Source organism: Roseivirga sp. 4D4 (assembly GCF_001747095.1).
In the GTDB taxonomy this organism is placed as follows: Bacteria; Bacteroidota; Bacteroidia; order Cytophagales; family Cyclobacteriaceae; genus Roseivirga.
Genome location: NZ_MDGP01000001.1, coordinates 837,112 through 850,931, shown reverse-complemented (window position 1 = coordinate 850,931; position 13,820 = coordinate 837,112). Strand labels below are relative to the sequence as shown.

Annotated in this window: 13 protein-coding genes; 9 read left to right on the top strand and 4 right to left on the bottom strand. The window is 42.3% G+C overall.

Going from position 1 to position 13,820, the window contains the following annotated elements; translation table 11 throughout:
* The first annotated feature begins 189 nt into the window (after window positions 1–189).
* The 7 genes from BFP97_RS03690 (at window position 190) to BFP97_RS03660 (ending at window position 5,006) form a co-directional block, all read left to right on the top strand.
* Window positions 190–381: a cold-shock protein gene (locus BFP97_RS03690; protein ID WP_069844188.1), complete on the top strand. Its 192-nt coding sequence runs from the start codon at window positions 190–192 to the stop codon at window positions 379–381.
* Between the two features lie 160 nt (window positions 382–541).
* Window positions 542–1,678: a Re/Si-specific NAD(P)(+) transhydrogenase subunit alpha gene (locus BFP97_RS03685; protein WP_069841116.1), complete on the top strand. Its 1,137-nt coding sequence runs from the start codon at window positions 542–544 to the stop codon at window positions 1,676–1,678.
* A gap of 4 nt (window positions 1,679–1,682) precedes the next feature.
* Window positions 1,683–1,994, top strand: coding sequence for an NAD(P) transhydrogenase subunit alpha (locus tag BFP97_RS03680; RefSeq protein WP_069841115.1), 312 nt, complete (start codon window positions 1,683–1,685; stop codon window positions 1,992–1,994).
* A 1-nt stretch (window position 1,995) separates the two neighbouring features.
* On the top strand, window positions 1,996–3,405 hold the full coding sequence (locus BFP97_RS03675) for an NAD(P)(+) transhydrogenase (Re/Si-specific) subunit beta (RefSeq protein WP_069841114.1): 1,410 nt from the start codon (window positions 1,996–1,998) through the stop codon (window positions 3,403–3,405).
* Between the two features lie 105 nt (window positions 3,406–3,510).
* Complete coding sequence (locus BFP97_RS03670; protein ID WP_069841113.1) at window positions 3,511–4,110, top strand: hypothetical protein; 600 nt, start codon at window positions 3,511–3,513, stop codon at window positions 4,108–4,110.
* 9 nt (window positions 4,111–4,119) lie between these two features.
* Entirely contained in the window at window positions 4,120–4,317 is a 198-nt protein-coding gene (locus tag BFP97_RS03665) for a YwbE family protein (RefSeq protein ID WP_069841112.1), read from the top strand.
* On the top strand, window positions 4,317–5,006 hold the full coding sequence (locus BFP97_RS03660; protein WP_069841111.1) for a pseudouridine synthase: 690 nt from the start codon (window positions 4,317–4,319) through the stop codon (window positions 5,004–5,006). Before BFP97_RS03665 ends, BFP97_RS03660 begins: the two co-directional genes overlap by 1 nt.
* On the opposite strand, the gene ppk2 (BFP97_RS03655) is transcribed toward BFP97_RS03660, so the two are convergent.
* The 3 genes from ppk2 (BFP97_RS03655) to BFP97_RS03645 form a co-directional block, all read right to left on the bottom strand.
* The gene (gene ppk2 / locus BFP97_RS03655) at window positions 5,003–5,806 is read right to left on the bottom strand and encodes a polyphosphate kinase 2 (RefSeq protein ID WP_069841110.1); all 804 of its coding nucleotides are present in this window, start codon (window positions 5,804–5,806) and stop codon (window positions 5,003–5,005) included. The two genes, BFP97_RS03660 and ppk2 (BFP97_RS03655), sit on opposite strands and share 4 nt — an antisense overlap.
* Entirely contained in the window at window positions 5,806–6,705 is a 900-nt protein-coding gene (gene ppk2 / locus BFP97_RS03650) for a polyphosphate kinase 2 (RefSeq protein ID WP_069841109.1), read from the bottom strand. Before ppk2 (BFP97_RS03650) ends, ppk2 (BFP97_RS03655) begins: the two co-directional genes overlap by 1 nt.
* A 99-nt stretch (window positions 6,706–6,804) precedes the next feature.
* Entirely contained in the window at window positions 6,805–7,812 is a 1,008-nt protein-coding gene (locus BFP97_RS03645) for a DUF1573 domain-containing protein (RefSeq protein ID WP_170827394.1), read from the bottom strand.
* A gap of 129 nt (window positions 7,813–7,941) precedes the next feature.
* On the opposite strand from BFP97_RS03645, the gene trpS reads away from it, so the two are divergent.
* Together trpS and BFP97_RS03635 are read left to right on the top strand one after the other, a co-directional pair.
* Entirely contained in the window at window positions 7,942–8,916 is a 975-nt protein-coding gene (gene trpS, locus BFP97_RS03640) for a tryptophan--tRNA ligase (RefSeq protein WP_069841107.1), read from the top strand.
* 83 nt (window positions 8,917–8,999) lie between these two features.
* Window positions 9,000–9,542, top strand: a complete 543-nt coding sequence (locus tag BFP97_RS03635; protein WP_069841106.1) for a hypothetical protein — start codon at window positions 9,000–9,002, stop codon at window positions 9,540–9,542.
* Here the strand turns inward: BFP97_RS03635 and BFP97_RS03630 are convergent.
* The gene (locus BFP97_RS03630) at window positions 9,539–13,666 is read right to left on the bottom strand and encodes a T9SS type A sorting domain-containing protein (RefSeq protein ID WP_069841105.1); all 4,128 of its coding nucleotides are present in this window, start codon (window positions 13,664–13,666) and stop codon (window positions 9,539–9,541) included. The genes BFP97_RS03635 and BFP97_RS03630 overlap by 4 nt on opposite strands.
* Window positions 13,667–13,820 lie beyond the last annotated feature (154 nt).

The window sequence follows — 13,820 nt, the reverse complement described above, 5'->3', positions numbered from 1 at the left end:
TAAACAGTTCGAAGTCTAAGCCATAAAACCTCCTTTAACCAAAATTTAACCTGAAATTCATGTAAATAATTGAACCATAATTACTTCTACTCGTTGTTATGGTGGTTGACACAAAGTCAACCTTTTAGGAAAACAGCAGGTTAAGACCAATTTTATCTCTAGCTTGCGCGATTATTAATGAATAACAAAATGAAAGAAGGAACAGTAAAATTTTTCAATGACTCAAAAGGCTTCGGTTTTATCACTGATAGCGAAGACAACAAAGAGTACTTTGTGCACGTGTCAGGTCTTATCGATGAAGTTCGTGAAGGCGACACAGTGACTTTTGATCTCAAGGAAGGTAGAAAAGGCTTAAACGCTGTAGATGTAAAGGTTGCATAAACAGCAAACGAACATATACTACCAAGTCCTAGATAACCTTTAGGGCTTTTTTTATGCCTATTTCTCTCCTATTTAGCTCAAATACAACGCACAATCTGATTAATGGCGCTTTTATAACTCCTGATAATCAATATCTTAGTAAGACTAAAACTTACTATCTATGACCATAGGTCTCTTAAAGGAACCCGAAGGAGAGCATCGGGTAGCATTACTTCCCGAAAGCGTAAAGACACTCACCGATTTAAAAACCACCGTACTTGTTGAAAAGGATGCTGGAGCTTCTGCCTTCAGCGCTGATGACGACTATCAGGCAGTCGGTGCAACAGCCTCAGCCAGACAGGCCGTGCTTGAAGCGGATTTGGTTGTCGGTATCAACCCACCAACTGAAGATGAAATTGGTCAGTTAAAGCCTGGACAAACCCTTCTCTGCATCTTCCAGCCACTTTCTAATAAGCCACTTGTGGAAAGATTGCAGGCATTAAAGGTTACCAGCTTCAGCCTTGATAATGTACCGAGAACCACAAGAGCTCAGTCAATGGACGTGCTTTCCTCAATGGCGACAGTAGCTGGTTATAAGGCTGTCTTACAAGCTGCAGCGACCGCCCCGAGGTTCTTTCCTATGTTTATGACTGCCGCAGGTAGTATTATTCCTTCCAAAGTATTGGTATTGGGCGCTGGAGTTGCTGGTCTTCAGGCTATTGCGACAGCACGAAGACTAGGAGCCGTGGTAGAAGCCTTTGATGTAAGAGCTGCTGCAGAAGAAGAAGTAAAGAGTTTAGGCGCCAAGTTTGTGAAAGTTGAAGGTGCTAAAGACGATGCCGATGCTGGTGGCTATGCAGTAGAACAGACAGAGGAATATAAAGCCAAGCAGCAAGCACTCATTCAGGAGCATGCGACCAAGGCCAATATTATTATCAGTACAGCACAGATTCCCGGAAGAAAGGCGCCTGTCCTTATTCTGGCAGACACGGTTGCCAATATGCAACCGGGTAGTGTAATTGTAGACCTAGCCGCTTCCTCTGGTGGTAATTGTGAGCTTACAGAAAATGACAAAACGGTCCAGAAACATGGAGTGACCATCATTGGCAATTCCAACCTCCCTTCTTCCATGCCAATGGATGCCAGCAAGATGTTCGGCAAGAACATCGTGAACCTACTAAAACTGATGATCGACACTGAAGGAGACTTAAACCTCAACTGGGAGGATGACATCATTGCCAATACCTGTGTAACTCATGATGGAAATGTTATGAGTGAGCGCGTCAAAAATATTCTTTTCCAAACCGAAATCGCTTAGCCATATGCAAGACCTGCTATCACTGTTTTACGAAAACAGGGAGTTCATTTTTCTAATTATCGTATCCATTTTTCTAGGGATCGAAGTCATTTCCAATGTACCCGCTGTTTTGCATACCCCACTCATGTCAGGCGCCAATGCCATCCATGGTGTCGTCATCATTGGTTCTATCATCATCATGTTAGAGGCTTCACCAGATAACTATTTCGCATTGATACTAGGCTTCTTTGCGGTGGTACTCGGTACGCTCAATGTAGTAGGCGGATTTGTCGTCACAAATCGCATGTTAGAGATGTTTAAGAAAAAGGATAAGTAGCATGACGGAATTACTAGGACTCAGCATTCTCGAGCTTTGCTATATTGCAGCATCGATTACTTTTATCATGGGACTGAAAATGCTCAGCAGCCCTGATAAAGCGAGAAAAGGAAATCTCATTGCAGCCTATGGTATGGGCATCGCCATTTTGGCTACCATTCTTTTCAAAGAAGAATTGACTGCTGATAAGTGGTTGAACTACGCCTTAATACTAGCTGGATTAGTTGTCGGTACCGTGATCGGAACACGCATGGCGCTCAAGGTCAAAATGACCGCTATGCCACAGATGGTCTCATTCTTCAATGGTATGGGTGGGGCCTGTGCCGCTGTCATTTCTTTGGTGGAATTCGATCACTCCCTACACGCTGGTAGTGTCGATACGGGAATGATGATCGTGATCATTCTCGGTTTAATCATCGGAAGTGTATCCTTTGCTGGAAGTATAGTGGCCTATGGCAAACTTGAGGGGAAAATTGGTGATAAGGCCCTGCCTGCCGGCCAAATATTGAACATTGTATTGCTGATTGCCATTCTAGGCCTTGGTACCATTATGGTAATAGCTGATGTGCCGAACGAGACTTACCTTTACATCCTTCTCGGGCTTTCGTTGCTATATGGCGTTCTCTTTGTAATGCCGATTGGTGGTGCAGATATGCCTGTAGTAATTTCCTTACTCAATAGTTTTACGGGAATGGCTGCTGCTTTTGGGGGCTTCCTTTATGGAAACCAGGCCATGCTGACCGGAGGTATCCTTGTGGGTTCCGCGGGTACTATTCTTACTGTATTGATGTGTACCGCCATGAACCGATCATTGACCAATGTTATCATTGGATCATTCGGTGGTGGTGGAGCTGCGGCTGGTCAGGGAGGTGAACAAGGTACCGTCAAAGAGATTTCCGTAACCGATGCTGCAATTCTACTGGCTTATGCCAACAAAGTTTCTGTGGTACCTGGCTATGGTTTGGCCGTGGCTCAGGCTCAACATACAGTGCATAACCTGGAGAAGCTTTTGGATGACAAGGGTGTTGAAATGAACTATGCCATTCATCCCGTGGCAGGAAGAATGCCCGGCCATATGAATGTTTTATTGGCCGAAGCGGATGTACCCTACCCTAAACTTCTCGAAATGGAAGATGCCAATGATGATATGGCCAACACAGATGTTGTCCTCGTAATTGGAGCCAATGATGTGGTAAATCCTGCGGCAGAAAACGATCCTTCAAGCCCTATTTACGGTATGCCGATCATTGATGTGATCAAGGCCAAGAACATCATTGTAATGAAAAGATCGATGGGCAAAGGCTACGCGGGCATTGAAAACGAACTTTTCTTCCATGACAAAAACCGAATGCTCTTCGGTGATGCTAAGGACTCTCTCGAAAAATTGATTAGTGAAGTGAAGAATCTGTAGACAAACCAGTAGACCCTGAAACACCCCCGAAGCTTCGGGGCAGGGTGACGGACCATTTTCCTTTCTCCATAGGGTCAACAACCTTAAGTATTGTTTATAACAAGGATGATTACCATAAAACGGATTCTTCTAGTCACCCTAATTTCCTTTTTGACCAAAGGAGTAAATGCTCAAAAGCTCACTGTTGAGTACGTAAACAATTGGATAAAGTCGATAGACACTACTTTCGTACCTGACGAGCAATATGATATCTATATAGTAAATGGAGTACTCATAGAAAAAGAGGTGCTTGAAACAGAATTATCAGAATATGATCTTTCACAAGATAAAATTTCAATTGACTATTTAGATAGGAAAGAGATTGCCAAAGTCTTTAACCCCCGCCCTGGGGTATTTATATCAATCATTAGTAATAACTGGCAACTCAAGAAGAAATCCATTCGCAAATATCTAATGGAGTTTCGGGAGCGAATCCCTGAACCAACCATTAAAACGAATCATATTAATCTAGAATTGAAGCAACCAGTACTATTCCTCAACGGAGTTGACATTCCTCATAATGAGGCAGGAAAAGTACTAGCTAACCTAAGGGCTAAAGAGATCTTCAATATGTCTTACTCAAATAAGGCTCCAATCCAGTACTATGGAAAAAACGCCAAAAATGGATTGATCCAAATTTGGCTTAAGAAAAGGTTTTCTGACTAAATTTACTGCATGGACGGACAGCTCAGGGCAAACATTAAAATCGGTAGTGAGGTCAATATTGTATTGAAGAAAGATCAGCGAAATGGTACACTTACACATGGATTTGTCAAGGACATTCTCACCAGTGCTCCCAAACATACACACGGTATCAAAGTACGCCTGGAAGACGGTCAAGTCGGTCGCGTGAAAGAAGTTATCGAAGACTAGTGTCAACCCTCGAAATTCTCTATCAAGACGAATATCTTGTCGCTATCAATAAGCCTCATGGTCTTTTAGTGCACCGCTCTCCTATTGCCACCAATACAGATACATTCGCGGTTCAAGAACTAAGAAACCAGATAGACAAACATGTCTATCCGGCTCATCGGCTTGATAGAAAAACTTCTGGAGTCCTTTTGTTTGCTTTAGATAAGCAGATACTACCCCATCTACAGACTCAGTTCGCAGAGCATACTGTCCAGAAAACGTATTGGGCCATACTGAGGGGTTACACAGACGATGAAGGAACAATCGATTATGTGCTAACTAATGACAAGCGAAAATCTCAGGAAGCAGTTACACATTACAAAACACTCCAGAGAACAGAAATTGATGTGCCATTTGGAAAGCATCAAACTTCGAGGTACTCACTGGTAGAAGCCAAACCCGTAACGGGCAGAATGCATCAGTTGAGAAAGCACTTTGCCCATATATTACATCCTATCATCGGAGACAGACCTCACGGATGCAACAAACAGAATAAACTCTTTCTCGAAAAGTGGCAGATGGGCACCATGCTTTTACATGCCAAGTCACTTCAATTCAAGCATCCTGTTACTGAAAAAGGGCTTGAGATAAGCGCTGATCTACATAGTGAATTTCAACGGATGTTGAAGACCTTAGCGTTCGAGAATTAAGCCTCAACCTCTTCCTGCTTTTCTTGATAAGGAATGTTCTCCAACAAGTACTTGATAACATTGACGCGTGCTACAGTCTTCCGGTTAGCTTTTAGTATAACCCAAGGGCTGTTTTCAGTATTGGTATGCTCAAACATGCGCTCCTTGTACTCGGTATAAACATCCCATAGTTCTTGTGCACGATCATCTACAGGCGACATTTTCCAACGCTTCAACGGATTGTTCTTGATGTCTTCAAAGCGTTTGGCTTGTTCCTCTTTCGTGATGGAGAAATAGAACTTGATCAGAATGATCCCATCATTTGTAATCATCTGCTCAAAGTTGTTCACCTCAGCCATAAAGCGCTCATACTCCTCCTCTGTACAGAAACCGTTGACCGGCTCAACAACACCACGATTGTACCAACTTCTATCAAAGAAGACAATCTCTCCCGGGTTGGGTAACTTGTTAATATACCTCTGGAAATACCATTGACCTCTTTCTTGATCAGTTGGCTTTGGTAAAGCCACTACCTTATAATTCCTCGGGTTCAAATGGTGGGTTGCCCTTCGAATGGCACCACCCTTACCAGCGGCATCTCTCCCTTCGAATAACAAGCAAACTCGTTTATTATTCTTGATCACCCATTGCTGAAGTTTGATCAATTCAACTTGAAGATCTTCCAATGTCTTTTCTGCTCTTACAGTACGCAAGACTTTATCTGGGTTAAGCTGATCACCTTGCTGAAGCAACAGCTTAATGCCCAAATTGGAGTTAAGCAACTTCAGATCTTTTATCGAATAGTTTGGCTGATTTTCCATTACAGTAGATGATAAATTGAACGGTGAAACCTCATGACCACATTAGGGTCTGGCAAGACCACAGTATTTGCATTAGCCTTTCCTTCATATTCAAACTTTGACAAAACATGCCGGATCGCCTCCAAGCGTGCGATCTTTTTGTTATTAGTTTTTAGAATGGTCCACGGACTAAAATTGGTGTGGGTGCGAGCAAACATCTGTTCCTTATAGTAGGTGTAACGCTCCCACATTTCTTGCCCCTTTTCGTCTACTGGACTCAATTTCCATTGCTTCAAAGGATTTTTTCTTCGACTGTCGAACCTCTTGTTTTGCTCTTCCTTATTAATGGAAAACCACAACTTGATGACATGTACACCATCCTCAAAAAGCATATGCTCAAATTCTGGTACCTGACGCATGAATTGTTGATATTGATCTTCATCGCAAAAACCCATAACAGGCTCCACAACCGCTCGATTGTACCAACTGCGATCGAAAAAGACTACCTCCCCGGCATTCGGCAACTCCTTTATATAACGTCTGAAATACCACTGGCTTCGCTCTAAATCTGTTGGCTTATTTAGGGCGACAACTCTCAACGAACGTGGATTCATATGCTCAACAAAGCGCTTGATCGTTCCACCTTTGCCAGCGGCATCTCTTCCTTCAAATATGACTGCTACGCGTTGACCAGTATCAGCCACCCAGCGTTGCCATTTGACAAGTTCAATTTGCAGTTGCTCCAGTTGGTGCTCGTAATCTAGGTTAAAGAGAGCTTTTGTATAGTCTCTACCTTTTTGCTTCAATACGTTCTCGAGATCTTCTCCAGTTTGAATTTTCACGAAGTCCTCGTTCGTTATCTTTTTAGAGACATCAAACTTGTCTTCTAGGGCTTCATCTGTAATTAGGAACTCACTCATTCTTGACTTATTTCAGGGAATCCGAAGTTAACAAATTCGGGCAAGATTAGTCACTAGAAGTGCATGATCTATGTCATGTTTATCTCAATTCTCTACGCATTATTTGACATGTGCTCTAAAGGTCAGGACGAGTACAGGCTTCTGAGGATCGTTCGAAAAAATTGCGATGGTCTTTCTTTCCAGGCCATCTCTTCCTTCAGCATTGAATTTCACCCTAAGCGATTGTGAAGTACCAGGGTCAATCTGATCAATTTCATTAAATGATAGACATTCACAACTTGATTCTATCTTTTCGATCATTAATGCCGCTCCTCCGTTATTCGCTAGCGCAACTGTCACCTCCTTGGCCTGCCCTTCCTTTACTACTTTGAAGTCATGATTAATCAAGCTTGTCGATAGCTTTGGCCCGTTTACGGAACCTGCAGGTTTCGGTAGAAGCGTGTATTGAACAGGAAGCACTGTAACCAACCTTTGTCGATCGTATACCTTGATGGCTCGCTTCTCAAAGCCTAATTCACTTTGATCATTGGTTATAAATTCAATTCTCATTTTAGAGAAGGTATTATGCGCAACCTCATTCGTTGGAAAACTCACTTTGATCGAATCACCGGCTAATAGTTCTCTTGCTTTAATATCTCTTCCTCCCAGGTTATAAACATCGAAAACTGCTGTCAGGGTATCTCCGCGTTTTGCAGACCTCAAGTTGAAAACCTCTTCTTTTGCTCGAAAAGGGAAATGAACATTTCTGTATGCTTTAAACACATCTAGTTCACTCTGAAGCACCTTAAAGCTCATTTGAAAACCATGTAAAACCAGATCATTCTCATCAAGTACCCTGAGCTCATACTCATAATCACCTGCTTTATCAGGTAGTGCAATGCTAATGGGTATCTCAACTTCTTCTCCTCCTGCTATGGGTCTTTTGATAGGTTCAAAACTCAAATCTTCACTGTTACTCCATAACCTTATGCTTAGAGAGTCTGTTCCCTGACTGGTCCAAGTCAGTGTTCGGTTGTAGCGATTAAACTCACCTTCTACCACACCCAAATCAACAAATTCAAGTTCCTGTGCCCAACTTACCTTCGTGGAGAAAAGTAGAATTGACACCAACAAAATTTGAATTAACCTTACCCGTCCTGACTTGATCATCATGCTCCTCATCTAACTGATAAAATTAAACGTTGAATTGTTGAATTGAGCATGTCATTATTATTTAATTTGCCCAAAATTATACCAATGGCAAGAATACTAACCGGCATACAGAGTTCAGGAAAACCACACCTAGGTAATATCCTTGGTGCCATGAAGCCGGCTATCGATTTATCGAACGATCCTCAAAATGAATCTTTCTTTTTCATAGCGGACCTTCATTCATTAATTACCATAAAGGACCCTCAAACGCGGATTGACAACACAAATGCCGTGGCAGCTGCTTGGTTAGCATGCGGCTTCAATACAGAGCAAAACACCTTCTACAGACAATCAAGAATACCTGAAGTCTGTGAAATGAATTGGTATTTAAACTGCTTTGCTCCTTTTCCTATGCTGGCGAATGCACATAGTTTCAAAGACAAGTCCGATCGTCTGTCTGATGTGAATGCTGGATTGTTTACTTACCCAGTTTTAATGGCCTGCGATATTCTGATGTATGATGCCAATGTGGTTCCTGTTGGAAAAGATCAGAGGCAGCACCTGGAGATCACTCGAGATATTGCTAATGCCTTCAATAACCAATATGGTGAAGAGACATTTGTAATTCCTGAAGCCCAGATTGGTAAAGAGGTAATGACTATTCCGGGTATTGACGGTCAGAAAATGAGTAAGACCTACGCCAACACGATAGATATTTTTCAGGCCGATAAGCCATTGAGGAAAAATATCATGAAGATTGTTACTGATAGTACACCTTTGGAAGAACCCAAAGACCCTGATAATGACATTACCTTTTCTCTCTATTCGATTTTAGCCGATGAAAACCAGGTTGAAGAGATGAGACAAAATTACCTAGGAGGCAACTATGGCTATGGTCATGCAAAACAGGCGCTATATGAGCTTATCTTAGAGAAGTTTGCCAAGGAAAGGGAAACCTATAACTACTATATGGAGAACCCCGACCTACTGGAGAAAGAACTGGTGAAAGGAGAAGAAAAAGCCAGAGTTGTGGCCAAAGATGTACTGAAAAGGGTCAAATCCACTTTGGGCTTTATCTGATTTCGAAACATTGAAATCTTTTTAGGTGTTTAAAGTGCACCAAATGGTTAGAATTATCGTTTCATATTTGTAAACTTAGTCAAATGAAAAAGCTGTCACTTTCATTATCTCTAGTTCTGACCTTAATGATCACTTTTTCTTGTGGTAACGATGATGACTCGTCATCTGAATTTACTGGCAATGAGGTGAGAATGGAAATGATTCCTGGTACTGTTCAAGGGAACACAACCACAGGAACAATTCTCATAAGAGAACGAAGTAATGGCCAAGCTCAGTTAGAGATCAGCTTGAATAATGTTTTAAACAATGCTGATCATCCTGTGCACCTTCACCTTGGTAGCTTAGATGACGATGGAGATGTTGTTTTGCTACTTGAAAGGCTTACAGAAGAGAACGGTATTGGAAGAAGTGTTACTCTACTAGATGCACTTGATGACAATACTACGCTTAACTATACCAACTTCCTCAACTTTGATGGAAGTATCAAAATCCACTTTGAAGATTCAGGGCCACTTGAAAATGAAATCTTAGGAGCTGTTAATATCGGAATCAATACTTCAGGTAATCAAGCCTATTTGGATGGTGTAAAGTCTATTGCGACCTGTAATTCAGACTTTGCTAATTAATTAACAATTAGCTTCTTACTTACCTTTTTATTACCGTCAGACACGTGTATTAAGTACAACCCTTTTGGCATATTCTGCTTGTCTATTACCAGTTCATTTCCAGTCCGTACGTAGTTAGTTCTCCTGGCCTTTCCAGAAGCATCAAAGATTAATACCTGAAGGAAATCGGTGGGAGTTCTTTCGGTAAACTTCAATCTCAACTCCTGTCCGCTAGACACAGGATTAGGATATACTACAAAATCAAAAGCTGATTCACTTCCCTGAAAGAAAACCGACCGAATCTCAGAATACTCGAACTGACCGTTAAAATCGGTTTGCTTCAATCGATAAAACGATCGACCTGACAATGGCGAATGATCAGTTGTTCGATAAGTGATCAGTTGTTCTGAGTTTCCAGCACCACCTATAATTTCAATTGGAGTGAAATTCAGACCATCGATGGATCGTTCAATCGTATAAAAATCATTGTTCTCTTCTGAGGCCGTTACCCACTCTAAGTCAATAGTGGATTCAGTAGCCTGAACTTCAAAACTGACTAAAACTATTGGTAACCTATTCGTGGTATTATCCATAGCATATAGATCACCAAAGGCATCTATATTTGATATTGAGACCGTATTTGAAAGCGGGTTCACTGTTCCCCCCACATGCCAATCTAAGAATGCTTCTCCTGGAGGGGTTCGGTATATGGTCCCCACCATATTAGCCTCCGTGCCGGTAACATCTGCATCTACATAAGTGTAAGTCGCATCGAACCTAGGGCTTGAAATATCACTTGAAGATACGGTCCAATACCTGCTAATGTATGCCACCGCAGCAGTGCCATCATCGTCACCCCCCGCTCCAGTGTTATCTGTATCTCTATTCGGATGATCTGCATCTGTGATGGAGAAATCTAAGAAAGGACTAGCTCCAAAGGTTGCTGAAGTGATCGTGAACGAGTTAATGGGTGAATAATCATCCACATCACCAATAGGAAAGCTTAAAGTAGCTCCTGCTGCACTATAAAGTTGTCTCAACACACCGGTTCCAGAATCTTGTATATAGCTGGTTGAACCTCCTCCTGATATAATGGCACCATCCGCCATAATTAGGTTTTGGTTCCCCATAATCAGGTCACCTGCGGTTAGCGTAAGCACACCATTGATAGTGAACACAGCATTGGTTGTTGCATCTACTCCATCTGCTTTATCGATGGTGAGGTTATGGTAAAAGCCATCTGTTGTAGGCTCTATCAATTGATTGCTAGTGGTTCTATTGTAGGTTACTGTATTAGGGTTAGCCGATGCCGTGAAGTTCGTAATTGAAAAATTCCCAGTTGTTCCGCCATATGACATTACACCATTCAGACCATTCACAAAAGTGCCTGTACCCGAGCTGGTCGCCAGCCTGTCTGTGATATCTAGTCCACCTGTATTGGTATTGGTATAACTGGCTCCGTCATTCAAAAGGAAGTCTGACATAGTATTCATAGCTCCAGTACCAGAGATGGTTCCGGAAGTACTCGTGAGGGTATAAACACAACCCGTGGCTGTGCTGCAGCCTGTGAAGGTTCCGTTGTTCTCAAGGTTACCATTAATGGTTGGGTCATAGGCCGCTGTTGTATTCCATGTACCATTTGCATTCACAGTGATGTTATTATACGAATAAGTGCCTCCGTTACCATCATTGGTATAAGTTCCATTATCTACAGTTATTGTTCCCGTTGAGGTTATTATAGGACTGGCCACATTGATCGTGCCTCCCCCAGTAATATCCATATTCACAAAGCTGAGTGTACCCGAATTGATATCATTTGTCCCTCCACTAATGTCATAATCGCCTGCAATTGATAGGGTATTCGCTGCATTATTCTTCAAGAGTGAACCACTAGAAATGGTTAATCCTCCACTGGCATTTGAAAGGGTCAATGTTCCTTCTGACAGTGTCACTGAACCAGTAGCGATAGACATATCTGTAGCGTCAATTGTAGAGGGGTTTACTGGAGTTGTTGCCTCGTTCATTGTCATGGTGCCTCCTGTGATTATTATGTCACCTGTGATATTTAAATCACCATCATTATGATCGAAAGTGCCACTAGACATGGTAAGATCTGCACCAACATTGATAACGGCCTCGCTATTATTTGGCTGAAATTCTCCAGTGCCAGAAATAGCAATGTCATTAGTGACTGCCAAAAGGTGATCACCATTGATATTGACAATACCTCCACTAATAGTCATCCCTCCAGCAACATTTGAAAGCGTAAGGGTCCCATCTGCGAGATTTGCTGTGCCTGCAGAAATGATTAAATCTGTAGCATCGACTGTGCTGGTTTCACCACCCATATTCATAAGGCCAGTGCCAGAAATGGTAATATCACCAGTCACATTGACATCTCCATTATTGTGATCGTACTCTCCAGAGCTAATGGCTATGTCACCCCCAACATTAGTTGTTGCTCCAGTAGCGTTGGAGGTCAGTTCTCCCCCACTAATGGTGACATCATTGGTTACTTCTAATGTGCTCGTTGTGGTCACGGTAACGATTGAGCCCGAGTTAATAGTTAAACCTCCACTTGGGTTAGATAATGTTAAAGTGCCTTCGGGAAGTGTAACGGTCGCAGAGGTGACGGTCATATCGGTGGCGTCTACTGTCGAAGGACTGGTGGTCTCGTTTAAAGTCATAGTCCCACCGGTAAAGGTCATGTCGCCAGTAATATTAACATCTCCATTATTGTGATCGTAAAGACCAGCTGACATTAAGAGATCGCCACTAATATTTGCCACAGCCAGCACATTATTTGGAGAATACTCTGCTGTCGCATTAGCAATATTTAAGTCATTCGTAACATTCAAGGTTGCTGCATTATGTATCAAAACCCCAGCCGTATTCAAGGTAATTCCATCGGCACTGGCATTGGTTGCTGTAACCGTACCTCCTGACAAAGTCATTGTTGCATTTTCTATCGTAATCTGATCAGCATCGAGCGTGGAGGTTCCTGTGAAGGTTACTGTGCCTCCGGAGATCAAGAAATCATCTGTAATGTTGACGTCACCATTATTATGATCGTAGAGGCCTCCTGTCATTATTATGTCTCCACTGAAGTTAGCCACAGCACCGGTATTATTGGGCTCCAATTCACTGTCCGCTGTAATTGTTACGTTTCCTGTCACAGCCAAGGTATTTGCAGACTGAAGCCTCATCCTTCCTCGTGTAAGGGTTAGGTTATTGTTAACCGTTACGTTCGCACCGTTAACATCCACTCGAGTAGTGGAATTAGGTTTATTTATTTCTAGGTCATAGAAAGGGCCCAACGTGATATTCTCATTGCCTGTACCGTCATAAATAACAGTATTGCCAACTGTGTTTAAAGTAAAAGTCAATTCACTATAAGCTCCATTGTCTCTGAGATTTAACACTCCTGTGGCACCATTGACAAAAACTCCTGTAATAGGTGCCGCTGCACCATCAATGTTATCGGTTACCACTAGTAAGCCGTTGTTGGTCAGCGTAACACCATTATTAACGCGGATATCAGTAATATAAACTGTATCCGAACCGCTTATGGTTGAACCATTGGTTCGGAAGGTATAGCGACAACCAGTAGTGTTTGAACAACCATTCCAAGTATCCCCATTATGAACAATACTTCCGTCTATGTTGAATACCTCTGTGACATTACCATTGTCCCAAGTTCCTCCTGAGTTAACGGTAATATTGGTAAAGGTTTTAGTTCCTGTAGCGCTTGTAAATGATAAGGTACCATCAATTGTCGTGGTACCTGAATCAGTAAATCTGACTCCACCGATTGTGGCGGTACCAGATGGAATATCAAAGTTCCCTGTAACGTCAATTCTATGATTATTGTTGGTGCCGGTAAGGCTAGAAGTGCCTGACATGGTGAGGTCTCCACTAACATTTAACCTTCGATTTGCAGTCCAGTTAAGGTTACCAGAACCCTGAAGTGTAAGATTTGTGATATTTCTTGTGCCAGTATTGGCCATCGTTACCACATCACCTGTGGCTATCACGACATTATCTGAGGAGCCAGGTGTTGAACCACCCTGATCCCAGGTAGTTCCATCATCCCAATTCCCACCACCACCAGTGCTGGTAAAGGTTGTCTGTGCAGTTACTCGCAAAGACAGTAATATCAATATGTATACTAGACCAATTCTCACTAGTAATTGAGTAATATTTAGGTGAATTCTAGTAAAGGAAGTTTGGCTGATCCTACAGGACAGCTATTTGCAAAACGACAGGTCTAGTGTTTGCGTACGAATTGTTAGACTAAAG

Bases quoted from the DNA above. Each gene is read 5' to 3' on its own strand.
- BFP97_RS03690 (WP_069844188.1), top strand. From the start codon at position 190: ATGAAAGAAGGAACAGTAAAATTTTTCAATGACTCAAAAGGCTTCGGT.
- BFP97_RS03685 (WP_069841116.1), top strand. From the start codon at position 542: ATGACCATAGGTCTCTTAAAGGAACCCGAAGGAGAGCATCGGGTAGCA.
- BFP97_RS03680 (WP_069841115.1), top strand. From the start codon at position 1,683: ATGCAAGACCTGCTATCACTGTTTTACGAAAACAGGGAGTTCATTTTT.
- BFP97_RS03675 (WP_069841114.1), top strand. From the start codon at position 1,996: ATGACGGAATTACTAGGACTCAGCATTCTCGAGCTTTGCTATATTGCA.
- BFP97_RS03670 (WP_069841113.1), top strand. From the start codon at position 3,511: ATGATTACCATAAAACGGATTCTTCTAGTCACCCTAATTTCCTTTTTG.
- BFP97_RS03665 (WP_069841112.1), top strand. From the start codon at position 4,120: ATGGACGGACAGCTCAGGGCAAACATTAAAATCGGTAGTGAGGTCAAT.
- ppk2 (WP_069841110.1), bottom strand. From the start codon at position 5,806: ATGGAAAATCAGCCAAACTATTCGATAAAAGATCTGAAGTTGCTTAAC.
- ppk2 (WP_069841109.1), bottom strand. From the start codon at position 6,705: ATGAGTGAGTTCCTAATTACAGATGAAGCCCTAGAAGACAAGTTTGAT.
- trpS (WP_069841107.1), top strand. From the start codon at position 7,942: ATGGCAAGAATACTAACCGGCATACAGAGTTCAGGAAAACCACACCTA.
- BFP97_RS03635 (WP_069841106.1), top strand. From the start codon at position 9,000: ATGAAAAAGCTGTCACTTTCATTATCTCTAGTTCTGACCTTAATGATC.